This is a genomic window from Streptomyces sp. BBFR25, from assembly GCF_044590125.1.
GTDB lineage: Bacteria > Actinomycetota > Actinomycetes > Streptomycetales > Streptomycetaceae > Streptomyces > Streptomyces canus_D.
Map to the genome: position 1 here is coordinate 4576074 of NZ_CP172447.1, position 22360 is coordinate 4598433.

At 71.9% G+C, this 22360-nt stretch carries 18 protein-coding genes; 9 read left to right on the top strand and 9 right to left on the bottom strand.

The window, feature by feature from the left end:
- Positions 1 to 32: 32 nt before the first annotated feature.
- The gene (locus tag ACGH52_RS20885) at positions 33 to 971 is read left to right on the top strand and encodes an NUDIX hydrolase (protein WP_399941400.1); all 939 of its coding nucleotides are present in this window, start codon (positions 33 to 35) and stop codon (positions 969 to 971) included.
- Entirely contained in the window at positions 968 to 1810 is an 843-nt protein-coding gene (locus ACGH52_RS20890) for an MBL fold metallo-hydrolase (protein WP_059301707.1), read from the top strand. The genes ACGH52_RS20885 and ACGH52_RS20890 overlap by 4 nt, the downstream gene beginning before the upstream one ends.
- Before the next feature lie 11 nt (positions 1811 to 1821).
- Here ACGH52_RS20890 and ACGH52_RS20895 read toward each other — a convergent pair whose 3' ends face one another.
- Positions 1822 to 2496, bottom strand: coding sequence for a Crp/Fnr family transcriptional regulator (locus ACGH52_RS20895; RefSeq protein WP_003975365.1), 675 nt, complete (start codon positions 2494 to 2496; stop codon positions 1822 to 1824).
- 369 nt (positions 2497 to 2865) lie between these two features.
- Here ACGH52_RS20895 and nth point away from each other — a divergent pair, with 369 nt between their 5' ends.
- From nth to ACGH52_RS20910, 3 genes are read left to right on the top strand one after another with little or no spacing between them, the layout of a single operon-like run.
- The gene (gene nth, locus ACGH52_RS20900) at positions 2866 to 4050 is read left to right on the top strand and encodes an endonuclease III (RefSeq protein WP_399941403.1); all 1185 of its coding nucleotides are present in this window, start codon (positions 2866 to 2868) and stop codon (positions 4048 to 4050) included.
- A 52-nt stretch (positions 4051 to 4102) separates the two neighbouring features.
- Positions 4103 to 4849 (top strand): CoA pyrophosphatase, encoded by a 747-nt coding sequence (locus ACGH52_RS20905; RefSeq protein WP_059301777.1) that lies wholly within the window; start codon positions 4103 to 4105, stop codon positions 4847 to 4849.
- Positions 4850 to 4894: 45 nt separating this feature from the next.
- Positions 4895 to 6094 (top strand): MarP family serine protease, encoded by a 1200-nt coding sequence (locus tag ACGH52_RS20910; protein WP_059301705.1) that lies wholly within the window; start codon positions 4895 to 4897, stop codon positions 6092 to 6094.
- Positions 6095 to 6142: 48 nt separating this feature from the next.
- Here the strand turns inward: ACGH52_RS20910 and ACGH52_RS20915 are convergent, their stop codons facing one another.
- The 6 genes from ACGH52_RS20915 to ACGH52_RS20940 form a co-directional block, all read right to left on the bottom strand.
- The gene (locus ACGH52_RS20915; RefSeq protein WP_076974977.1) at positions 6143 to 6328 is read right to left on the bottom strand and encodes a hypothetical protein; all 186 of its coding nucleotides are present in this window, start codon (positions 6326 to 6328) and stop codon (positions 6143 to 6145) included.
- A gap of 149 nt (positions 6329 to 6477) precedes the next feature.
- Entirely contained in the window at positions 6478 to 7446 is a 969-nt protein-coding gene (locus tag ACGH52_RS20920) for an alpha/beta fold hydrolase (RefSeq protein ID WP_121701910.1), read from the bottom strand.
- Entirely contained in the window at positions 7443 to 7931 is a 489-nt protein-coding gene (locus ACGH52_RS20925; protein ID WP_076975088.1) for a phage holin family protein, read from the bottom strand. The genes ACGH52_RS20920 and ACGH52_RS20925 overlap by 4 nt, the downstream gene beginning before the upstream one ends.
- 64 nt (positions 7932 to 7995) lie before the next feature.
- Positions 7996 to 9420: a Na+/H+ antiporter NhaA gene (nhaA, locus tag ACGH52_RS20930; protein WP_399941407.1), complete on the bottom strand. Its 1425-nt coding sequence runs from the start codon at positions 9418 to 9420 to the stop codon at positions 7996 to 7998.
- Between the two features lie 176 nt (positions 9421 to 9596).
- The gene (gene acs / locus ACGH52_RS20935; protein WP_210974281.1) at positions 9597 to 11555 is read right to left on the bottom strand and encodes an acetate--CoA ligase; all 1959 of its coding nucleotides are present in this window, start codon (positions 11553 to 11555) and stop codon (positions 9597 to 9599) included.
- A 306-nt stretch (positions 11556 to 11861) separates the two neighbouring features.
- On the bottom strand, positions 11862 to 14315 hold the full coding sequence (locus ACGH52_RS20940; protein WP_210974280.1) for a SulP family inorganic anion transporter: 2454 nt from the start codon (positions 14313 to 14315) through the stop codon (positions 11862 to 11864).
- Between the two features lie 255 nt (positions 14316 to 14570).
- On the opposite strand from ACGH52_RS20940, the gene ACGH52_RS20945 reads away from it, so the two are divergent.
- Positions 14571 to 15866 (top strand): hypothetical protein, encoded by a 1296-nt coding sequence (locus ACGH52_RS20945; protein ID WP_059301701.1) that lies wholly within the window; start codon positions 14571 to 14573, stop codon positions 15864 to 15866.
- 62 nt (positions 15867 to 15928) lie between these two features.
- On the opposite strand, the gene ACGH52_RS20950 is transcribed toward ACGH52_RS20945, so the two are convergent.
- Positions 15929 to 16909, bottom strand: a complete 981-nt coding sequence (locus tag ACGH52_RS20950) for an ATP-binding protein (RefSeq protein WP_399941412.1) — start codon at positions 16907 to 16909, stop codon at positions 15929 to 15931.
- A 111-nt stretch (positions 16910 to 17020) separates the two neighbouring features.
- On the opposite strand from ACGH52_RS20950, the gene ACGH52_RS20955 reads away from it, so the two are divergent.
- A complete protein-coding gene (locus tag ACGH52_RS20955) occupies positions 17021 to 17845 on the top strand; it encodes a Fic family protein (RefSeq protein WP_059301700.1) in 825 nt (274 codons plus the stop codon).
- Positions 17846 to 18227: 382 nt separating this feature from the next.
- On the opposite strand, the gene ACGH52_RS20960 is transcribed toward ACGH52_RS20955, so the two are convergent.
- Positions 18228 to 19085: an HAD family phosphatase gene (locus ACGH52_RS20960; RefSeq protein ID WP_076974970.1), complete on the bottom strand. Its 858-nt coding sequence runs from the start codon at positions 19083 to 19085 to the stop codon at positions 18228 to 18230.
- Positions 19086 to 19695: 610 nt separating this feature from the next.
- Between ACGH52_RS20960 and ssd the strand changes: the two genes are divergently transcribed.
- Both ssd and ACGH52_RS20970 read left to right on the top strand, forming a co-directional pair.
- Positions 19696 to 20880, top strand: coding sequence for a septum site-determining protein Ssd (gene ssd / locus ACGH52_RS20965; RefSeq protein WP_399941415.1), 1185 nt, complete (start codon positions 19696 to 19698; stop codon positions 20878 to 20880).
- A gap of 284 nt (positions 20881 to 21164) precedes the next feature.
- Positions 21165 to 22340, top strand: coding sequence for a TadA family conjugal transfer-associated ATPase (locus tag ACGH52_RS20970; RefSeq protein ID WP_399941418.1), 1176 nt, complete (start codon positions 21165 to 21167; stop codon positions 22338 to 22340).
- Positions 22341 to 22360: the final 20 nt, after the last annotated feature.

Genomic DNA, 22360 nt, shown 5'->3' on the forward strand with positions numbered 1-22360 from the left:
AACATCCGCCCGTCACCGGATAGCCTCCGGCCATGGCGAATGGTCAGGCGAATGGTCAGTGGTACCCATCGGAGTGGCCGGACCGCATCCGCGCGCTGGCGGCCGGCACCCTCACCCCGGTCACCCCGAAGCGCGCGGCCACCGTCATGCTCCTCAAGGACACCGGCCCCGGCACCACGGGGTCCGGGTCCGGACCCGTCGTCCACATGCTGCGCCGCCGCACCTCCATGGCGTTCGCCGGGGGCGCGTACGCCTATCCGGGCGGCGGGGTCGACCCGCGGGACGACGACCGCGACATCGGCTGGGCGGGCCCGACGCGCGCGTGGTGGGCGGATCGGCTGGGCGTCGACGAGGCGGGCGCCCAGGCGATCGTCTGCGCGGCCGTCCGGGAGACGTACGAGGAGGCAGGCGTCCTGCTCGCCGGTCCGACCGGTGACTCGGTGGTCGGCGACACGACGGGCGCGGACTGGGAGGCCGACCGGGCCGCCCTGGTCGACCGCGAGCTGTCCTTCGCGGAGTTCCTGGACCGCAGGGGCCTCGTCCTGCGCTCCGACCTGCTGGGCGCCTGGGCGCGCTGGATCACCCCGGAGTTCGAGTCCCGGCGCTACGACACCTGGTTCTTCGTGGCCGCGCTCCCCGAGGGCCAGCGCACCCGCAACGCGTCCACGGAGGCCGACCGCACGGTGTGGATCACCGCGGCGGACGCGACCGCCGGGTACGACAAGGGCGAGCTGCTGATGATGCCGCCCACCGTCGCAACCCTGCGGGGCCTCGCGGAGTGCGGCACAGTGGCCGAGGCGCTGGCGTCGGCGCCCGGCCGCGACATGACGCCGGTACTGGCCCGCGCGCGGCTGTCCGGCGACGAGGTCGTCCTCTCCTGGCCGGGGCACGACGAGTTCACCAAGCACGTCCCGGGTGCGGCGGCACCACCGGCGACACCTTCCGACCCGACCGGGGGAGCCCCCGCATGACGGACGCAGCAGCACTGCCCGGACAGCCGCGGGGCGGTGTCCTGTCGGGACCGGCCACCGCGCGCGCGGTGAACGTCCTGGCGCCCAACGCCTCGGCGATGACCCTGGACGGCACGAACACCTGGATCCTCGCCGAACCCGACTCCGACCTGGCCGTCGTCGTCGACCCGGGCCCGCTGGACGACGCCCACCTGCGGAACGTCGTCGACACGGCCGAGCGGGCCGGCAAGCGGGTCGCGCTGACGCTGCTGACGCACGGTCACCCGGACCACGCGGAGGGCGCGGCGCGCTTCGCCGAGCTGACCCGGACGAACGTAAGGGCACTGGACCCGGCCCTGCGACTGGGCGACGAGGGGCTGGCCGCCGGTGACGTGATCGGGGTCGGCGGCCTGGAGCTGAGGGTCGTGGCGAGTCCGGGGCACACGGCGGACTCCCTGTGCTTCCATCTCCCGGCCGACCGGGCCGTCCTGACGGGCGACACCGTCCTGGGGCGCGGTACGACGATGGTGGCCCACCCCGACGGCCGTCTCGGCGACTACCTGGACTCGCTGCGCAGGCTCAGGTCGCTCACGGCCGACGACGGGGTGCACACGGTGCTCCCGGGGCACGGACCCGTCCTGGACGACGCCCAGGGCGTCGTGGAGTACTACCTCGCCCATCGCGCCCACCGCCTCGCCCAGGTCGAGACGGCGGTGGAGGACGGCCACCGCACGCCGGGCGAGGTCGTCGCCCACGTGTACGCGGACGTCGACCGCTCCCTGTGGCCGGCGGCGGAGCTGTCGGTGCGGGCGCAGCTGGAGTACCTGGGCGAGCACGGGCTCATCCAGCTGCCCGAGTAGCGGCCGGGCGCTCAGCGGGAGCGCTTGGCCAGCCGCTCCACGTCCAGCAGGATCACCGCGCGGGCCTCCAGCCGGAGCCAGCCGCGCTGGGCGAAGTCCGCGAGTGCCTTGTTGACCGTCTCGCGGGACGCGCCGACCAGCTGGGCCAGCTCCTCCTGCGTCAGGTCGTGCACCACGTGGATGCCCTCCTCGGACTGCACGCCGAAGCGGCGGGAGAGGTCCAGCAGGGCGCGGGCGACGCGGCCGGGGACGTCCGAGAAGACCAGGTCGGACATGGCGTCGTTGGTCTTGCGCAGACGGCGCGCGACGGCGCGCAGCAGTGCGGTGGCCACCTCCGGCCGGACGTTCAGCCAGGGCTGGAGGTCGCCGTGGCCGAGGGCGAGCAGCTTGACCTCGGTCAGCGCGGTACCGGTCGCCGTGCGCGGGCCCGGGTCGAAGAGCGACAGCTCGCCGATCAGCTCGCTGGGGCCGACGACGGCCAGCATGTTCTCGCGCCCGTCGGGGGACGTGCGGTGGAGCTTGACCTTGCCTTCCGTGACCACATAGAGGCGGTCTCCGGGGTCCCCCTCGTGGAACAGGGTGTCGCCGCGGGCGAGGGTCACCTCACTCATGGAGGCGCGGAGCTCCGCGGATTGCTCGTCGTCGAGCGCCGCGAAGAGCGGGTTGCGCCGCAGAACGTCGTCCACGAGTTCTCTCCTTGTCGACCGGCTCAGAGGATCTTGTTCCCCCGGTGTACCAGGGGTCCGTGGTGCCCATTTTGCCGGACAGTCCAAACAGTGTGATCTGTCACAAGGATGCCGCACTGGTGTCCCGGGGTACGCGGCAGGGGTCCAATTGGACGCCGATCTTCGAGGTCCGGGGCGGATGTCGGTGCCGGGTCGTAGGCTGGCCGGGTGTCCAAATCGCCGGTGAGAGCACAGGCCTAGGGGGCTGCGCGGGTGAGTGTACGTCGCGATTCCGCTGTGGGCGAACAGGGTCCCGATGGCGGTAGGAAAACGGCGAAAGCGACAAAGAGGGCAGTGCCTGCCAAGAGGGTGACTGCGGAGAAGGGTGCCGTGAAGAAGAGCGCCGCGAGCAAGGAGTCCGCCGCGAGCGGGAAGAGCGCCGCGAGTGCGGAGACTCCGGCGAAGAAGGCCGCCGTGAGCGAGAAGGCTACCGCGAGTAAGCAGGCCTCCACGGCCAAGAAGACCTCCGCGGCTAAGAAGACCTCCGCGGCCAAGAAGACGGCGGCGACGGCGAGGACTGCCGCGACCGCGAAGACTTCCGCAGCGAAGAAAGCGTCCCCGGCGAAGAAAGCGTCCCCGGCGAAGAAAGCGTCCGCGGCCAAGAAGGCGAGCCCCGCGAAGAAGGCCGCGCCTCTCAAGAGGCAGGCGCCCGCCAAGAAGCCCGCCGTCGCCCCGAAGAAGGCCACCGCCGCCGTCAAGGGCGTCGCCCCGGCGAAGACCGTCGCCCCCAAGCCGCCGCGCGGCGAGTCCCGCACCGCACTGGTCCGCCGCGCCCGCCGTATCGACCGCGAGCTGGCCGAGGTCTACCCGTACGCCCACCCGGAACTGGACTTCGAGAACCCGTTCCAGCTGGTCGTCGCCACGGTGCTGTCCGCCCAGACCACCGACCTCAGGGTCAACCAGACGACGCCCGCCCTCTTCGCCAAGTACCCCACCCCCGAGGACCTGGCCGCCGCCGTCCCCGAGGAGGTCGAGGAGATCCTGCGCCCGACCGGCTTCTTCCGGGCCAAGACCAAGTCGGTCATAGGGCTGTCCAAGGCCCTGGCGGAGGACTTCGGGGGCGAGGTCCCCGGACGCCTCGAAGACCTCGTCAAGCTGCCCGGCGTCGGCCGCAAGACCGCCTTCGTCGTGCTCGGAAACGCGTTCGGCCGCCCCGGCATCACCGTGGACACGCACTTCCAGCGCCTGGTGCGCCGCTGGCGGTGGACCGAGGAGACCGACCCGGACAAGATCGAGGCCGCCGTCGGCGCGCTCTTCCCGAAGAGCGACTGGACCGACCTCTCCCACCACGTGATCTGGCACGGCCGCCGCATCTGCCACGCCCGCAAGCCCGCCTGCGGCGCCTGCCCCATCGCCCCGCTGTGTCCGGCGTACGGCGAGGGCGAGACGGACCCGGAGAAGGCGAAGAAGCTGCTGAAGTACGAGAAGGGCGGCTTCCCGGGACAGCGGCTGAAGCCCCCGCAGGCCTACCTGGACGCGGGCGGCAAGCCGGCCCCGCCGCTGGGGGCCGGGTGACGGAACGATCGCGGAGGCGTCGGGCGTTGGAGTCGGCAGGACGGGGGTGGAGATGACACGGGCGAGCGACACGCAGGGCCCCGCCAGGGACCGCACTCGGGACGGCGCGGTCCTCAGCAAGGAGGGTCTGCCCGGCTGGCTGGACCCGGTGGTGCGGGCCGTCGAGACGGTCCGGCCCACCCAGCTGAGCCGCTTCCTGCCGCCCGCGGACGGCGCCGGCCGCCAGTCCGCCGTCCTGATCCTCTTCGGCGACGGCAGGCGTGCGGGCGAGGGCGGCGAGGAGGCCGGCCGCGGCCCGGAGCTGCTGCTCATGGAGCGGGCCGGCTCCCTGCGCTCCCACCCCGGCCAGCCCGCCTTCCCGGGCGGTGCCCTCGACCCCGAGGACGGCGACCCGCTCGGTGACGGTCCGCTGCGGGCCGCCCTGCGCGAGGCCGAGGAGGAGACCGGGCTCGACCCGGCCGGCGTCCAGCTCTTCGGTGTCCTGCCCAAGCTCTACATCCCGGTCAGCGGCTTCGTCGTCACCCCGGTGCTGGCCTGGTGGCGCGAGCCCACCCCGGTCGGCGTCGTCGACCCGGCGGAGACCGCCCGCGTCTTCACGGTCCCCGTGGCGGATCTCACGGACCCCGCCAACCGGGTGACGACCATCCACCCCAGCGGTCACCGAGGCCCGGCATTCCTGGTCGAATCGGCGCTCGTGTGGGGCTTCACCGCCGGCATCATCGACCGGTTGCTGCACTTCGCGGGCTGGGAGCGGCCGTGGGACCGGGATAAGCAGGTCCCGCTGGACTGGCGCTCATGACAGGGTGGCCTGCGTACCGCAGACGACAAGACGAGGCCTGAATCGGTGAACGTGCTGGACATCCTGTTGCTGCTGGCCGCCGTCTGGTTCGCGATCGTCGGCTTCCGCCAGGGCTTCGTCGTCGGCATCCTGTCGGTGATCGGTTTCCTCGGCGGCGGTCTCGTCGCCGTCTACCTGCTCCCGGTGATCTGGGACGCGCTGACGGACAACGCGGAGGTGAGCACCACCGCCGCCGTCGTCGCGGTCGTGGTCGTCATCGTGTGCGCCTCCGTGGGCCAGGCCCTGACGACCCATCTGGGCAACAAGCTGCGCCGCTACATCACCTGGTCCCCGGCCCGCGCCCTGGACGCCACCGGCGGCGCCCTGGTCAACGTTGTCGCCATGCTCCTGGTCGCCTGGCTGCTGGGCTCCGCCCTGGCGCGAACCACGATGCCGACGGTCGGCAAGGAGGTGCGTCAGTCCACGCTGCTGGCGGGGGTGCAGGAGGTGCTGCCCGCGGGGGCCGAGAACTGGTTCGACAGCTTCACCTCGGTCCTCGGGGAGAACGGCTTCCCGCAGGTCTTCAGCCCGTTCTCCAACGAGTCGATCCCCGACACGCTGCCGCCGGACCCGGCCCTGGTGAACAGCCCGGTCGCCGCCGGTGCCAAGCGCTCCATCGTCAAGGTGATGGGCACGGCCCCCGACTGCGGCAAGGTCCTGGAGGGCACCGGCTTCGTCTTCGCCGACCGCCGCGTCATGACCAACGCCCACGTCGTGGGCGGCGTCGACGAACCCACCGTGCAGATAGGCGGCGAGGGCCGGAAGTACGACGCGACGGTCGTCCTCTACGACTGGCGGCGCGACATCGCCGTCCTGGACGTGCCGGAACTGGACGCGCCCGCCCTGCGGTTCACCGACGAGGATGCGGAGGGCGACGACGGCGCGATCGTCGCGGGCTTCCCGGAGAACGGGGCGTACGACGTCCGTGCCGCGCGGGTGCGCGGGCGCATCACGGCCAACGGGCCGGACATCTACCACCGCGACACCGTCCGCCGCGACGTCTACTCGCTGTACGCGACCGTCCGTCAGGGCAACTCCGGCGGCCCGCTGCTGACGCCGGAGGGCGAGGTGTACGGCGTGGTCTTCGCCAAGTCCCTGGACGACCCCGACACCGGGTACGCGCTCACCGCGGACGAGATCCGCGAGGACATCAGCAAGGGCCGCACCGCCAGCCAGCAGGTGGACAGCGACAGCTGCGCGCTCTAGGCCCGCGCTCCCCGCATCCGGGAGGCGTCGGGGCGGCGGAGCGGTGTCTCAGGTCCGCGGATGGCGCAGGCGTACGGAGACCCAGCGGGCCCGGCGGCGCAGGATGCGCGGAATGCCCACCCGAAGGTCCGCACCCGCGAGTTGCGGGGTGCTGTCGCGTCGGTGGGTACTGCTCACGCCGCTCGTGGAGCGGCCGTCGCGTGCTACGTCACTGTAGTCGTGCGTCCAGCCCATAACCGGACGTGTGCCCCCGACCCATGGTCGATAACCGTGCCCGGCGCGCCCAATTGGCCTATGCGCCGGGCAAGTGGCCGTTCATAGGACAAGCGTTCTGGTTCGGATACCGGGTGCGTCCGTTCGGTGACCGATCGCTCATCACATCCTCACCGATCGGGTTCGGGGTCCTTCAGCCAGTTGATCAGTTCGGTCGAGAAAGCGACCGGATCCTCTTCGTGCGGGAAGTGCCCGAGCCCGTCGAACAGCCGCCAGCGGTACGGCGCTTCGACGTACTGTCCGGACCCGGCGGCACTCCGCGTCCGCATCACGGGGTCCAGGGAACCGTGCAGGTGCAGCGTCGGCACGCGCACCGGCCGCTTCATCCGGCGGTAGAACTGGATGCCGTCCGGCCGGGCCAGGGAGCGCACCAGCCAGCGGTACGGCTCGACCGAGCAGTGCGCCGTGGAGGGGATGCACATGGCGCGCCGGTACGCCGTCACCGCCTCGTCGTCCAGGAGCCGCGGCCCCGACCAGTCGTGGAGCAGCCGGCCGACCAGCGCACCGTCGTCCGCGGTCAGTTGACGCTCCGGCACCCAGGGGCGCTGGAAGCCCCAGATGTAGGAGCCCGCCCGGCTCTGGCGGACGTCCCCGAGCATGGCCGAGCGCCAGCGCCGGGGGTGTGGCATCGAGGACACCGCGAGCCGCCGCACGAGCTTGGGGCGCATCGCGGCGGCCGTCCAGGCCAGGTAGCCGCCGAGGTCGTGACCGACCAGCGCGGCGTCCGGCTCGCCGAGGGAGCGGATCACGCCGGTGATGTCGAGGGCGAGGCCCGCGGGGTCGTAGCCGCGCGGGGTCCGGTCGCTGCCGCCGACGCCGCGCAGGTCCATGGCGACCGCGCGGAAACCGGCGTCGGCGAGCGCCACCAGCTGGTGCCGCCAGGCCCACCAGTACTGCGGGAAGCCGTGCAGCAGCAGCACCAGCGGTCCGTCGCCCAGCTCGGCGATGTGGAAGCGGGCGCCGTTGGCCGCGACGTCCCGGTGGGTCACCTCGGGACCGCCGGGGATGCCGAGGCGTACGACCGACGTGGGGTGCTGCGCCGAGGGGGAGTGCCCCGAAGGGGTGGTGGAGCCCGTCATGAGGACGAGCGTGCCACAGCCTCGATCGCTTCGGGGGACCGGTCCGCGGGCAGTTCCGGGCGCGGGTGCGGCTTGGCGTTCTGCAGCACGCCCGCGGACTGCTTCACCGAGGCGGCGACCTTCTGCGGTCCGCGGCCCTTCTTGGCCTTCTTTGCGAAGACGACGCCGATCAGCGCGAGGAGGCCCGCGATCAGGACGTTGGCCGCGAAGGAGAGCAGGAAGCAGACCGCGAGGTTCCAGTGGCTCCAGGTGCGGATGCCGTAGGCCAGCGCGAAGCTCAGCATCGGCAGCGAGAACAGCAGGAGCAGGCCCGCGGCGGAGAACGCGCCGCCGCTCGTCGCCCCGCGCTTGACGTCCTGCTTCAGCTGCGCCTTCGCCAGCGCGATCTCGTCGTGCACGAGCGCCGACATTTCGGTGGTCGCCGAGGCGAACAGCTGGCCGATGCTGCGTTCGGTGCCGACCGGGCTGCCGTCGGGTGCGCTCATCGCGGTCTCCCTCTTCTGCTGGCTCATCTGAGTACGGTTCCGTCTTTTGTACCGTCTCGTCAGATCATGCCGGACGGTCGTCCTCATCGCCTGCCCCGCCCGCCACTTCGGCAAGCCGCGCCGACTCCATCTCCTCGGCGATCCGGCGGTGCTCGGCGGCCTTGCGCTCGTAGACGGCGGCCACGCGGAGGTGGTACTCGGGGTCGTCCTCCTCGTAGATGTCCGGTACGCCGCTGAGGTCGTCGTCGCGCTCCTCCTCCGCGACCATGCCCCGGTACTTCGCGTTCCGTATCTTCAGCAGCACCGTGGCCAGGGCCGCGGCGATGAGCGAGCCGGTCAGGACGGCGGCCTTGACCTGGTCGGTCATCGCCGCGTCGCCCTCGAAGGCCAGCTCGCCGATGAGCAGCGAGACGGTGAACCCGATGCCGGCCAGGGTCGCCACCGCGAACACGTCCGCCCACTGGAGGTCGTCGCTGAGCGAGGCCCGGGTGAAGCGGGAGGTCAGCCAGGTGCCGAAGAAGATGCCCAGCGTCTTGCCGACCACGAGCCCGAGCACGACACCGAGGGTCTCCGGCTTGGTGAACACGTCCGCCAGCGCCCCGCCGGAGATGGCCACACCCGCGCTGAACAGCGCGAACAGCGGAACGGCCAGGCCCGCCGACAGCGGGCGCACCAGGTGTTCGATGCGCTCGCCCGGGGAGTGGTCCTCGCCCTCGCGCCGGTGGCAGCGCAGCATCAGGCCCATCGCGACACCGGCGATGGTGGCGTGGACGCCGCTGTTGTACATCAGGGCCCAGATCACCAGGCCGAGCGGGACGTACACGTACCAGCCGCGCACCCCCTTGCGCAGCAGCAGCCAGAAGACGACGAGGCCGACGACCGCGCCGCCCAGCGCGGCGAAGTTCAGGGTGTCGGTGAAGAAGACCGCGATGATCAGGATGGCGAACAGGTCGTCGACGACGGCGAGCGTCAGCAGGAAGGCGCGCAGGGCGCTCGGCAGCGAGGTGCCGATGACGGCGAGCACGGCGAGCGCGAAGGCGATGTCGGTGGCGGTCGGCACGGCCCAGCCGGACAGGGAACCGCCGCCCGCGGTGTTGGTGACGGTGTAGACGAGCGCCGGGACGACCATGCCGCACAGCGCCGCCACCACCGGGAGCGCGGCGGCCTTGGGGTCCTTCAGGTCACCGGCGACGAGTTCGCGTTTGAGTTCGATGCCGGCGACGAAGAAGAAGATCGCCAGGAGCCCGTCGGCGGCCCAGTGCGCGACCGACAGGTCGAGGCCGAGGGCCGAGGGGCCGAAGTGGAAGTGGCTGACGCTCTCGTAGCTGTCGCGCAGCGCCGGTATGTTCGCCCAGACCAGGGCGGCGATCGCGGCGACGAGCAGCAGGACACCGCCGACGGTCTCGGTGCGCAGCGCGTCCGCGAGGTAGGTGCGCTCCGGGAGGGACAGCCGTCCGAAGGCCTTGCGGGGGGTGCGGGGCGCGGTCACGGGGAGAACCTCCGGTGGGTGGGCAGCACGGAACACATGCCGACCAGACTTCCCGGCGCACCATGAGGATCTTGATGATTCTCTTACGTCCGTCCAGCTTACCCGTGCCCCGGGTGCCGCACAGGGCGAGGGCACCCGGCGCGCGTCCGGCGCCGGGTGCCCTCGGTGTGCGTGGCTCAGTCCTCGCTGGATGCCGCCGGGAGCTTGGACTGGATGAGGTCCATGACCGTCGAGTCCGTCAGCGTCGTGACGTCCCCGAGCTGGCGGTTCTCCGCGACGTCGCGGAGCAGGCGCCGCATGATCTTGCCGGAGCGGGTCTTCGGCAGCTCCGCCACCGGCAGGATCCGCTGGGGCTTGGCGATCGGGCCGAGCGTGGTACCGACGTGGTTGCGCAGCTCGGTGACCAAGTCCTCGCTCTCCGCTGCCGTGCCGCGCAGGATGACGAAGGCGACGATGGCCTGGCCCGTGGTCTCGTCCGCCGCGCCGACCACGGCCGCCTCGGCGACCGACGGGTGTGAGACGAGGGCCGACTCGACCTCGGTGGTGGAGATGTTGTGGCCGGAGACGAGCATCACGTCGTCGACGCGGCCGAGCAGCCAGATGTCGCCGTCGTCGTCCTTCTTGGCGCCGTCGCCCGCGAAGTACTTGCCCTCGAAGCGCGACCAGTACGTGTCGATGAACCGCTGGTCGTCGCCCCAGATGGTGCGCAGCATCGACGGCCACGGCTCGGTGAGGACCAGGTAGCCGCCCCCGCCGTTGGGCACCTCGTTGGCCTCGTCGTCGACGACGGTGGCGCTGATGCCGGGCAGCGCGCGCTGGGCGGAGCCCGGCTTGGCCTCGGTCACGCCCGGCAGCGGCGTGATCATCATCGAGCCGGTCTCGGTCTGCCACCAGGTGTCGACGACCGGGGTCGCGTCCGCGCCGATGTTCTTGCGGTACCAGATCCACGCCTCGGGGTTGATCGGCTCGCCGACCGAGCCGAGGACGCGCAGGGAGGACAGGTCGAACTTCGCGGGGATGTCGTCGCCCCACTTCATGAACGTCCGGATCGCGGTCGGCGCCGTGTACAGGATCGTCACGCCGTACTTCTGCACGATCTCCCAGAACCGGCCCTGGTGCGGGGTGTCCGGGGTGCCCTCGTACATGACCTGCGTGGCGCCGTTGGCGAGCGGGCCGTAGACGATGTAGGAGTGCCCGGTGACCCAGCCGACGTCGGCGGTGCACCAGAAGACGTCGGTCTCCGGCTTGAGGTCGAAGACGGCCCAGTGGGTGTACGCCGTCTGCGTGAGGTAGCCGCCGGAGGTGTGCAGGATGCCCTTGGGCTTACCCGTCGTGCCGGACGTGTACAGGATGAACAGCGGGTGCTCGGCGTCGAACGCCTCGGGCGTGTGCTCGGCGGACTGCCGGTCGACGGTCTCGTGCCACCACTTGTCGCGGGAGCCGTCCCAGGCGACGTCCTGGCCGGTGCGGCGGACGACGAGCACGTGCTCGACGATCCCGGCGCGCTCGACGGCCTCGTCGACGGCCGGCTTGAGCGCGGACGGCTTGCCGCGCCGGTAGCCGCCGTCGGCGGTGATGACGACGCGGGCGTCGGCGTCCTGGATGCGGGTGGCCAGCGCGTCCGAGGAGAAGCCGCCGAAGACGACCGAGTGCGCGGCGCCGATGCGGGCGCAGGCCAGCATCGCGATCGCCGTCTCGGGGATCATCGGCATGTAGATGGCGACGCGGTCGCCCTTCTGCACGCCCAGCTCCAGCAGGGCGTTGGCGGCCTTGGAGACCTCGTCCTTGAGCTGGGCGTAGGTGAGGGCGCGGCTGTCGCCGGGCTCGCCCTCGAAGTGGATGGCGACGCGGTCGCCGTTGCCGGCCTCCACGTGCCGGTCGACGCAGTTGTAGGCGACGTTCAGCGTGCCGTCCTTGAACCACTTGGCGAACGGCGGGTTCGACCAGTCGAGCGTCTCGGTCGGCTCCTTCGCCCAGGTGAGGCGGCGGGCCTGCTCGGCCCAGAAGCCGAGCCTGTCAGCCTTGGCCTGTTCGTACGCCTCCGCCGTGACGTTGGCGTTCGCGGCCAGGTCGGCGGGGGGTGCGAACCTGCGTTCTTCCTTGAGCAGGTTGGAGAGGGAAGAAGTCTCGCTCATCGTCCCATCTCCTTCCTGAGCAGGTTGGCCAAGGATTCGTTGCTCACGACATCTCCCTTTCTCAGGGTTGTCCGTTGTGTCCCAGGCCACAGCTCATCAGACCCGGGGGGCCGATGACAAGGGTCGACGGGCAAATGGTTTAGACCTGTTCCGGTCGCCGCCTGCCGCCGCGTCTCCTTCGTGGTCCGTGGTCACCCGTACCCACGGAAGCCGGCGACGCGGGGTTCAGTGTGTGTAACGCCTCTCACACCGGCCCGCGCCGCGGCTCCCCGGGACCGCCACCCGCACGATCGGGAGGTAGGCAGGTCAGGCGGTCGGGTTCGTCTCCCGTACGAGCTCGAACACGCCGCCGTCCGCGTCCTCGGACAGCAGGTACGACTGCGCCTCGCCGACGTGGAAGTACATGCCGTGCAGCTCCAGGTCTCCGGCGTCCAGCGCCCGGGCCACCGACTCGTGGGCGCGCAGGTGCTCCAGCTGCTGGACCACGTTGGCCAGGCACAGCCGCTCGGCGGCGTCGGCGGGCGCACGTCCGGCGAGCCGGGGCCGGGCGCGGTCCTCCCCGCCCGTGTCCAGGTTCGCGGGCACGCGCTCCAGGCTCGGCACCCCGTGCCGCAGCCACCGCTGGAGAGGCGTGCGCGCGCCACCGGGGTCGGCGCCGAGCAGCGCCTGCATCGCCCCGCACCCGGAGTGTCCGCACACCGTGATGGACCGCACCTTCAGCACGTCCACCGCGTACTCGATCGCGGCGCCCACCGAGTCGTCGCCGCTCTCCTTGCCGGGCAGCGGCACGAAGTTGCCGACGTTGCGCACCACGAAGAGGTCGCCGGGGCCGCTGGAGGTGATCATCGACGTGACCACCCGCGAGTCGGCGCAGGTCAGGAACAGCTGGGAGGGCTGCTGTCCTTCCCGGGCCAGCCGGGCCAGTTCACGGCGCATCAGCGGGGTGGTGTTGCGGTGGAACGCGTTGATGCCACGGGCGAGTTCGTGTCCGTGAGGTTCGTCGGTCGCACCGGATGCCGGGGACGCGCCGGTCGTGCCCGTCGCGCCGCGGGCGTTCGCGCCGGTCGTGGCGCCGGGGGACCCGCCGGGGGTCCTGGCGGTGGTGGCCTGTCGGTCCGTGCCGGATGCCGGGGCCTTCGGTGGCCGTTCGCACTGGTGGTTGCGCCAGGGCGTCCAGGGGCGGCAGCGGCAGCCGTCCACCTCGGCCGGTTCGGAGAGGCGGGTGCCGGGCCGGCGGCCGGTGATGTCGACGGAGCCGCCGTGCGCGGTGTGCGTCTTCTGCCAGTCTTGGAGTGTCTCGTACGCCGCGTGGTCCATGAAGGACCCGTCCAGCTCCACGACGGCGTCGGCGCCAGGGGGCACTTGGTGCAGGATCCGGCTGAGCCGCGGCACGGCGAGGAAGGTCAACTGCCCCCGTACGTGTACGTGGTGGACTCCCTCCATGTCGTCGTGGGTGATCCGGGTGCGGGTGAGGCGGTGCAGGGCGACGCCGACGGCGACGGCGATGCCCAGTGCGACGCCCTCCAGGACGCCGAGGAACACCACGCCGCAGGTGGTGACCGCGTAGACCAGCACCTCGCGGTGGCGGGTCACTGTACGGATGTGGTTCAGCGACACCATCTTGAGGCCGACGGCCATGACCAGGGCGGCGAGCGAGGCGAGCGGGATGAGCTCCAGCGCCGGGACCATCAGCAGTGCGGCGATCACTACGAGAACGCCGTGCAGCATCGTGGAGTTCCGGCTGACGGCACCTGCCGCCACATTCGCGGAACTGCGCACGGCCACACCGGCGATGGGCAGCCCCCCGAGCGACCCGGAGACGATGTTGGCGGCGCCCTGGCCGAGCAGTTCGCGGTCGAGGTCGGAACGCTTGACGCGGCCGGTCAGCGCGGGCCGGGCGGAGACCAGCTTGTCCACGGCGACCGCGCCGAGCAGGGACTGCACGCTGCACACGAGTGTGGTGGTGAGGATGGCGGCGACAAGACCGAGCACCGGTCCTTCGGGCAGCGAGGCCAGGGCGTGGCTGCTCCAGGACGGCAGGTCGACCTTGGGCAGGCGGAGCCCGGTGAGGGCGGCGACGGCGGTGGCACCGGCGACGGCGATCAGGGCGGCGGGCAGCTTGCCCAGGATCTCCCCGGCCCGGCCGGGGAGGCGGGGCCAGAGCAGCAGGAGGGTCAGGGTCAGCACGCTCACGGCCACGTCGGCGGGGTGGAGGTTGGCCAACTGGGCGGGCAGCGCGACCAGGTTGTCGGGCACGGAGCTCTGCGGGGTGCCGCCGAGCACGATGTGCAGCTGGGCGACGGCGATGGTGACGCCGATGCCGGCGAGCATGCCGTGCACGATGGCGGGGCTCACGGCGAGCGCCGAGCGCGCCACGCGCAGGCAGCCGAGCCCCAGCTGGGCGATCCCGGCGAGGACGGTGATGGCGCAGGTCGTGCGCCAGCCGTACTGCTGGATGAGGTCGGCGGTGACCACGGTGAGTCCGGCGGCGGGGCCGCTGACCTGGAGCGGGCAGCCGCCGATGCGTCCGGCGACGATCCCGCCCACCGCGGCGGCGACGAGGCCGGCCTGGAGGGGGGCGCCGGTGGCGAGGGCGATGCCCAGGGAGAGGGGCAGGGCGATCAGGAAGACCGCGATGGCGGCCGAGACGTCGGCGCCCGCGACGCGGAAGCGCCGGGGGCCGCCGGGCGGCGGGCTGTGGGGTGGGTGGACGTGCTTGGTCCGGGCCGAATCGGCGCGGGCGGGGACGCAGGCTGACATGTTCCTGTCTCCTGTGGGTCCGTTCGATTACAGCGAGTAAATAGAGAGTAATTCAGAGTAAAGAAGAGGCATAGGTTTTTAGCGCGAATGGAGTAACGCCCCGCGCATTCGGGTGGATCAGTTATTTCATCGGCTTGTCGTACTAATTCCTTCTCATTTCCGTGTCACCTTGACGGCGCTGACGGCACGGCCCGGCTCAGCACCCGACATCGCCTAGTCGGCGTTGGCCCGAGAGAAGGAAGAAGGTGGGCGGACATGGCCGCCACCCGCAGGATGGCCTCCCACAGGATGGCCGCGCGCGCCGTGGTCGCCGCGATCTGCGCCGCGTCGCTCGCCGGTTGCGCGATCGACGACGGCAGCGGTTCCGGCGAAGGGACGCAAGGTCCGGAGAAGGAAAAGGGGAAAGCGGCACCGGCGCCCAAGAACGCGGTCCGGCTGATCGGCGACGGCTCCACCGCGTACACCGGGGCCCAGCCGCACCTGCCCCGCCCCGAACGCCTCAAGGCGGGCCAGAAGCCTCCGCAGTTCGTGGTGTTCTCTTGGGACGGCGCGGGTGAGGACAGCCAGAAGCTGTTCTCCCACTTCCGTGAAGTGGCCAAGGAGAACAACGCCACGATGACGTACTTCCTCAGCGGCGTGTACATGCTGCCGACCGAGAAGCGGGACCAGTACAACCCTCCCCAGCACTCCCCGGGCCGCTCCGACATCGGCTTCAACGACGAGCAGGGCATCGCCGACACCGTGAAGCAGCTGCGGCTGGCGTGGCAGGAGGGCAACGAGATCGGCACCCACTTCAACGGGCACTTCTGCGGCGCCGGCGGCGGGGTCGGCGAGTGGTCCGTCGAGGAGTGGAAGGAGGAGATCAGCCAGGCCAAGCAGTTCGTGAAGACCTGGAAGACCAACACCGGAATGAAGAACGCGGCGCCCCTGCCCTTCGACTACGACAAGGAGCTGATCGGCGCCCGCACCCCGTGTCTGGAGGGCCAGAAGAACTTCATGAAGGCCGCCGGCCAGATGGGCTTCCGCTACGACAGCAGCGGGGTGAACAACCAGGTCTGGCCGTCGAAGAAGGAGGGCCTGTGGGACCTGTCGATGCAGCTCGTGCCGTTCCCCGGCCACTCCTACGAGCAGCTCACCATGGACTACAACTACATGGTCAACCAGTCGGGCACCGCCACCCAGGGGGACCCCGCCAAGCGCGAGTTCTGGGGCGACCAGATGCGTGACAGCCTGCTCCAGGGCTTCGAGCGGGCCTACGACGGGAACCGCGCGCCCCTGATCATCGGCAACCACTTCGAGTCCTGGAACGGCGGCACCTACATGCGTGCCGTGGAGGAGGTCGTCGAGACGGTGTGCACCAAGGAGGAGGTGCGCTGCGTCTCCTTCCGGCAGCTCGCGGACTGGCTGGACGCCCAGGACCCGAAGGTGCTGAAGAAGCTGCGCACCCTCGGCGTCGGTGAGGCTCCGAAGAAGGGCTGGGCGTCCTTCCTGTCCGCGGCACCCGCACCGGCGCCGAAGGGCGTGCCCGGAGCGCCGGCCGCCAAGCCGTAACACCGGGCCGCCGGGCGCCGCGAGGGAGTACCGAGGGGTACGAGGGCGCGGTGACCGGCGGGTCACGCGGGGGCGGTGACCTCCTCGCCGAGGACGAAGCCGGGGTCGACCTGCGCCGCCAGGTCGTCCCCGGTGCGCTCGTTGCCCCAACTGGCGGCGTTCTTCAGGTGGAAGTGGACCATCTGCCGGGTGTAGCGCTCCCAGTCCCGCAGCTCGTACGTCGCGTCGACGGCCGTGTGCAGCGCGCGCAGCGCCCGGCCGTTGGCCTCCTCCAGGAGCTCGAAGCGGGGCGGGCGGCCCTTCTCCATGGAACGCACCCAGTCCGAGTGCCCGACGGTGACCAGCAGGTCGTCCCCGACCTGGTCGCGCAGGAAGTCGAGGTCGTCCTGGCCCTGCACCTTGTTGCCGACGACCTTCAGGGTGACGCCGAAGTCGCGGGCGTACTCCTTGTACTGGCGGTAGACGGAGACCCCCTTCCGGGTCGGCTCGGCGACGAGGAACGTGATGTCGAAGCGGGTGAACATGCCGGAGGCGAACGAGTCCGAGCCGGCGGTCATGTCCACCACGACGTACTCGTCACGGCCGTCGACCAGGTGGTTCAGGCACAGCTCCACCGCTCCGGTCTTGGAGTGGTAGCAGGCGACTCCCAGGTCGGCGTCCGTGAAGGGGCCGGTGACCATCAAACGGACGGCCCTGCCGTCGAGTTCCACCGGCCGGGCGCAGGCGTCGTAGACCGGGTTGTCCTCGCGCACCCGCAGCAGACGCGAGCCCGCGCCGGGCGGCGTCGTCTTGATCATCTTCTCGGCGGAGGCGATCCGCGGATTGCTGCCGCGCAGATGGTCCTTGATCAGCGGCAGGTGCTCGCCCATCGCGGGCAGCCCGGCCGCCTCCGCGTCGTCGAGGCCCAGCGCGGCCCCCAGGTGCTGGTTGATGTCGGCGTCGATCGCGACGACGGGGGCGCCGGTGGCGGCGAGATGGCGGACGAACAGGGAGGACAGGGTGGTCTTGCCGCTGCCGCCCTTCCCGACGAAAGCAATTTTCATGTTCACCAAGCGTAGTGGCTCGATAGCTGTAGGTGGCATGCGAGACGGGTGAGGGGTGAAGAAGACCACTCATTCGTGGGGCGCGGCGCCGGGTTGCGTAGGGTCGTACTCATGAGTACGACAGGCGCGAACGCCGATCCGCTCGCGGCCCTGGGCGCCCTGCCCGGCGTGGCCGAGTCCGTGGAGTCCGTGCGCAAGGCCGTGGACCGCGTCTACGGCCACCGGATCATGCGGCGCCGCAGCAACGAGATCACCTCCGAGGCGGCACTGCGCGGCGCCCGGGGCTCGGCGGCGCTGTCGGGGGCGGACTGGGCGCTGGAGGAGGTGCGCCGACGCAGCGACTTCAGCGGCGACGGCGACGCGCGCGCGGTGGGCGCCGCGCTGCGGCTGACCGCCGAGGCGGGGCAGCTGCTGTCCATCTGGCGTCAGTCGCCGCTGCGGGTGCTGGCCCGGCTGCACCTGGTGGCGGCCGCGGACAAGGCCGACGAGGTGGGGCGCCCCCGCCGGCCGGGCGAGCCGGTGGACGAACCGCTCGTCGAGCTGCCGCTGCCCGACGCCGAGGAGGCACACGGCCGCCTGGACGGCCTGGCCGCGCTGGTCGCGGCCGGCGGTTCGGCACCGGCGCTGGTGACGGCCGCCGTGGTGCACGGGGAACTCCTGGCTCTGCGCCCCTTCGCCTCCCACAACGGTCTGGTCGCGCGCGCCGCGGAGCGCATCGTCCTGGTCGGCAGCGGACTGGACCCCAAGTCGGTGTGCCCGGCCGAGGTCGGCCACGCCGAGCTGGGGCGCGCGGCCTACCTCGCGGCGCTCGACGGCTACGTCTCCGGCACGCCGGAGGGCATGGCCGCCTGGATCGCCCACTGCGGCAGGGCCGTCGCGCTGGGCGCACGCGAGTCCACGGCCGTCTGCGAGGCGCTCCAGCGCGGGGCGGCGTAGGGCGAACGGCGCGCCGTCCGGCGGACGGGACAGAAATGCGGCGGTACGAGTGCTCGTACCGCCGCTGGCACGCCCACCGGGTTACCAAGCGTCCTCGATATGTGCCCATCAGGCCGGGAACTTCGCCCGTCACCTGGTGCGGTTGGCCCGTAATCGACGGGTCGACGTCGCGTGGGTGCCCGGTGTCCGTGCTCGGTCCGTGGGGCCAAATGCGTGTTGAAGGCGATCCTTTCGGATGGCCTTGGTCTCGCGGGCCGTTGATTCCTTTGTACTACCGGGCCCCAGTAAGCGGAAGTCCTCGCCGCACTTCTTTACTTTTGCGCTCATACGCGGGTGAAAGGGTCGGTCGGGTGGCCGGTCAGGTGGTCTGTCAGGTGGCCGGTCAGGCCGCCGTGGACCGCCGTCGGCTCGCGTACCAGACGAGGCCCGCGGTGGCCGCCGCGGCGCCTATCGCGGCGGCGGCGACGAGCGCGGGCCGCGGCGGCACGGAGAACCCCCCGAGCCGCTGCTTGAGCCGCACCGGGCGGTGGAAATCGAGAATCGGCCACTCGCGCGCGAGGGCCTCCCTGCGCAGCGCCCGGTCCGGGTTGACCGCGTGGGGGTGCCCGACGGCCTCCAGCATCGGCAGGTCGGTCGCCGAGTCGCTGTAGGCGTAGCAGCGGGACAGGTCGTATCCCTCGGAGGCGGCCAGCTCCCGGATCGCCTCCGCCTTGGTCGGGCCGTACGCGTAGTACTCCACCTCTCCGGTGAAGCAGCCGTCCGCCCCCACGATCATCCGGGTCGCCACCACCCGGTCCGCGCCGAGCAGCTCGCCGATCGGCTCGACGACCTCGGCGCCCGACGTGGAGACGATCACCACGTCCCGGCCGGCGGTGTGGTGCTCCTCGATCAGGGAGGCCGCCTCGTCGTAGATGATCGGGTCGATCAGGTCGTGCAGGGTCTCGGCGACCAGCTCCTTGACCAACTGGACGTTCCACCCGCGGCACAGCGCCGAGAGGTACTCGCGCATCCGCTCCATCTGGTCGTGGTCGGCACCGCCCGCGAGGAAGACGAACTGGGCATATGCGGTGCGCAACACGGCCCTGCGGTTGATCAGCCCGCCTTGGTAGAACGACTTGCTGAACGTGAGCGTGCTCGACTTCGCAATGACCGTCTTGTCCAAGTCGAAGAAGGCCGCTGTGCGGGGCGTGGAGTGAGACGCGGAGTGGGGCAAGGAGTGGTTTTCCACAACCCTGAGCATAGGCGCAGCCCATTCGGCGTAAGGTGGGGCGCGTGGGTTTGCCTGAGAAGGCTCTCGGGTACACCATGGAAGTCACGGATCGTTCGCGACCGTGCTAACCCGGTCCGACTCCTCCCCCCCCGAGTCGGCCGTGGAGACGACCCCCGCTCTCCCCCCCGGCGGGGGTCGTCGCATGTCCGGGTGGGTTTTCTCGCTCCTTCCATGATCTGGGCCCCGCGCCGTGCCGGTGCGGGGCCCAGGTTCTGTCGCGACTCCGTTCGACTACGCAGCGTAGTTGACGGACTGCTCTGCGGAAGTCGCACGCGGGCTGGAACGGGGCCGCGCGACGCTCACCGGTTCGAGTGAGTCGATATTCACAACCGCCGAGTTGTCCACAGTTTTTGACCAAGATCCACACGATTTCCCGGATCGCTGCACCGTGATTCCCATGCGTCCGGGCCGTGCCGAGTTCCATGGCCGGATCTGTTTGCCGGACGCGTGCTGCGAGCCGCTCGTGCGGAGACCGGATTCCGGTTCTTCGGGCGGCCGTGAATCGCGGGGCCACGGGGGCTGCGCGAGACCACCAGACACCGGGCGCGACCGCGGGAGCCGCGCCGAAGGGGGAAAGGCCATGACCGGAACCATCGCGCACGACCCGCCGCCCACCGCCGGGGGACGGCAGGGCGCACCCCTCATCGTCACCGAGGACACGGAGCTCCTGGACGACCTGCTGCGCCTGTGCGCGGCCGCGGGCGCCACACCGGAGGTGCACCACTCGATGCCCCTGACGCCTCATGCGACGCCTTCGGCACCGAGCGGGACGGCGACGTCCCCCGCATCCCCGGCGTCCGGGCGGCGGACCGGATGGGAGACCGCGCCGCTGGTCCTCGTCGGGGACGACGCGGCCCGGCGCGTGCGCGGGGCGGCGCGGAGAAGGGCCGTCGTCCTCGTGGGCCGCGACCAGGACGACTCGGGGATCTGGCAGCGGGCCGTCGAGATCGGCGCCGACCACGTCCTCATGCTGCCCGACGGTGAGCAGTGGCTGGTCGACCGCATCGCCGACGTCGCCGAGGGAGTCGGCCGTCCGGCCCTCACCGTCGGCGTCATCGGCGGCCGGGGCGGCGCTGGAGCGTCCACGCTGGCCTGCGCGCTCGCCGTCACCTCCGCGCGGGAGGGGCTGCGCAGTCTGCTGGTGGACGCCGATCCGATGGGCGGCGGCCTCGACGTCCTCCTCGGCGGCGAGACGGCCGACGGGCTGAGGTGGCCGGCGTTCGCGGCCTCGCGGGGGCGGGTCGGCGGCGGCGCTCTGGAGGAGTCGCTGCCCGAGCTGCATTCCCTGCGGGTGCTCAGCTGGGACCGGGGCGACTGTGTCGCCGTACCGGCGCAGGCCGTGCGCGCGGTGCTCGCGGCGGCCCGGCGAAGGGGCGGCACGGTCGTCGTGGACCTGCCGCGCCGCATCGACGACGGCGTCGCCGAGGTCCTCGCCCAGCTCGACATCGGGATCCTCGTGGTCCCCGCCGAGCTGCGGGCCGTCGCCGCGGCGGGCCGGGTGGCGGCCGCGGTCGGCATGGTCCTGCGCGACCTCCGGGTCGCGGTGCGCGGGCCCTACGCCTCCGGACTCGACGACCGTGAGGTGGCCCGGTTGCTCGGCCTGCCGTTGGTCGGTGAGGTGCCGGTCGAGTCCGGACTCCTGCGCGCCACGGAGAGCAAACGCCCCCCGGGCACGCCCTCCCGAGGCCCACTGGCGCGCTTCTGCCGGGGCTTCTGGGAACGGGCACTGGCGGAGACGGACGGGCGGGGCGTGAGCGGCTCATGAGGCGCGTGACGGGGCCGGTCGTGAGCGGCGGAAGGCTGGGCGGGGTCGACGCGGCGGCCGTGGGGGTGCGGGACGGGACTGTGGGGTGGCCCGGCGGGCCCCCACCGGGGCGGGGAACGGACGGCCCGGGCCTGGGGACGCCCGACGGGCCGACCGCGCGGGCGGCTCCGGGCTGGGCGATCCGGCACGCCGCCGGATCGGCCGGCTCGGCCTCCGGACGGGCACGGGCGGCGACGGCGCCGGGTCCCGTGCGGTCTCCGAGGGGCCCGGGTGCCGCGCCCGGGATGCTCGACGGCGTGCGGCGGTGGCTCGCCGAGAGCGGGGCGGAGCCGACGCCCGCGCGTGTGGCGCAGGCCCTGCGGGAGCAGGGCCGGGTGCTGGGGGACGCCGAGGTGCTCGGTGCCGCCGACCAGCTCAGGTCGGAACTGGTCGGCAGCGGGCCGCTCGAGCCGCTGCTCGCCGACCCCTCGGTGACCGACGTACTGGTGTCCGCCCCGGACCGGGTCTGGGTGGACCGGGGCGGTGGCCTCGAGTTGGCGCCGGTCTCCTTCCCCGACGCGGGGGCGGTGCGGCGGCTCGCGCAGCGCCTCGCCACCGTCGCCGGACGCAGGCTCGACGACGCCAGGCCCTGGGTGGACGCCAGGCTGCCCGACGGCACCCGGCTGCACGCGGTGCTGCCACCGGTCGCCGTCGACTGCACCTGCCTGTCGCTGCGGGTGGTACGGCCGCGCGCCTTCACCCTCGACGAGCTGATGGCGGCGGGCACCGTGCCGCCCGGCGGCGACCGCGTGCTGCGCGCTCTTCTGCGGGCCCGGCTGTCCTTCCTCGTCAGCGGCGGGACCGGTACCGGCAAGACGACGTTGCTCAGTGCCCTGCTCGGGCTCGTCGGACCGGACGAGCGCATCGTGCTGGCCGAGGACTCGGCGGAGCTGCGACCCGACCATCCGCACGTCGTCCGTCTGGAGACCAGACCGGCGAACCAGGAGGCCGCGGGGCTGGTCACCTTGGAGGACCTGGTGCGCCAGGCCCTGCGCATGCGACCGGACCGGCTGGTCGTGGGCGAGGTGCGCGGCCCCGAAGTGGTCCATCTGCTCGCCGCGTTGAACACGGGCCACGAAGGCGGGTGCGGGACGGTGCACGCCAATGCGGCCGTCGACGTCCCGGCCCGGCTGGAGGCGCTCGGCACGGTCGCGGGCCTGGATCGTGCGGCTCTGCACAGCCAGCTCGCGGCGGCCCTCTCGGTGGTCCTCCACCTGGTCCGTGACCGCGCGGGACGGCGCCGGATCGCCGAGGTGCACGTACTGGAGCGGGACCCGTCGGGGCTGGTGCGGACCGTGCCGGCGCTGCGATGGGGAGCGGAGGCATTCGTGGCCGAACGCGGCTGGCAGCGGCTGCGGGAGCTGTTGCGGGGCGCGGGGCCCGAAGACCGGGCCGTCGGACGGGAGGTGCAGGGGTGCTGAGCGCGACGGGGACGGGTGTG

What these genes read in the sequence shown, in the direction of transcription:
- ACGH52_RS20885 (WP_399941400.1), top strand. Translation starts at nt 33, where the DNA reads ATGGCGAATGGTCAGGCGAATGGTCAGTGGTACCCATCGGAGTGGCCG.
- ACGH52_RS20890 (WP_059301707.1), top strand. Translation starts at nt 968, where the DNA reads ATGACGGACGCAGCAGCACTGCCCGGACAGCCGCGGGGCGGTGTCCTG.
- ACGH52_RS20905 (WP_059301777.1), top strand. Translation starts at nt 4,103, where the DNA reads ATGACACGGGCGAGCGACACGCAGGGCCCCGCCAGGGACCGCACTCGG.
- ACGH52_RS20915 (WP_076974977.1), bottom strand. Translation starts at nt 6,328, where the DNA reads ATGGGCTGGACGCACGACTACAGTGACGTAGCACGCGACGGCCGCTCC.
- ACGH52_RS20920 (WP_121701910.1), bottom strand. Translation starts at nt 7,446, where the DNA reads ATGACGGGCTCCACCACCCCTTCGGGGCACTCCCCCTCGGCGCAGCAC.
- ACGH52_RS20925 (WP_076975088.1), bottom strand. Translation starts at nt 7,931, where the DNA reads ATGAGCGCACCCGACGGCAGCCCGGTCGGCACCGAACGCAGCATCGGC.
- acs (WP_210974281.1), bottom strand. Translation starts at nt 11,555, where the DNA reads ATGAGCGAGACTTCTTCCCTCTCCAACCTGCTCAAGGAAGAACGCAGG.
- ACGH52_RS20940 (WP_210974280.1), bottom strand. Translation starts at nt 14,315, where the DNA reads ATGTCAGCCTGCGTCCCCGCCCGCGCCGATTCGGCCCGGACCAAGCAC.
- ACGH52_RS20945 (WP_059301701.1), top strand. Translation starts at nt 14,571, where the DNA reads ATGGCCGCCACCCGCAGGATGGCCTCCCACAGGATGGCCGCGCGCGCC.
- ACGH52_RS20950 (WP_399941412.1), bottom strand. Translation starts at nt 16,909, where the DNA reads ATGAAAATTGCTTTCGTCGGGAAGGGCGGCAGCGGCAAGACCACCCTG.
- ACGH52_RS20955 (WP_059301700.1), top strand. Translation starts at nt 17,021, where the DNA reads ATGAGTACGACAGGCGCGAACGCCGATCCGCTCGCGGCCCTGGGCGCC.
- ACGH52_RS20960 (WP_076974970.1), bottom strand. Translation starts at nt 19,085, where the DNA reads ATGCTCAGGGTTGTGGAAAACCACTCCTTGCCCCACTCCGCGTCTCAC.
- ssd (WP_399941415.1), top strand. Translation starts at nt 19,696, where the DNA reads ATGACCGGAACCATCGCGCACGACCCGCCGCCCACCGCCGGGGGACGG.
- ACGH52_RS20970 (WP_399941418.1), top strand. Translation starts at nt 21,165, where the DNA reads ATGCTCGACGGCGTGCGGCGGTGGCTCGCCGAGAGCGGGGCGGAGCCG.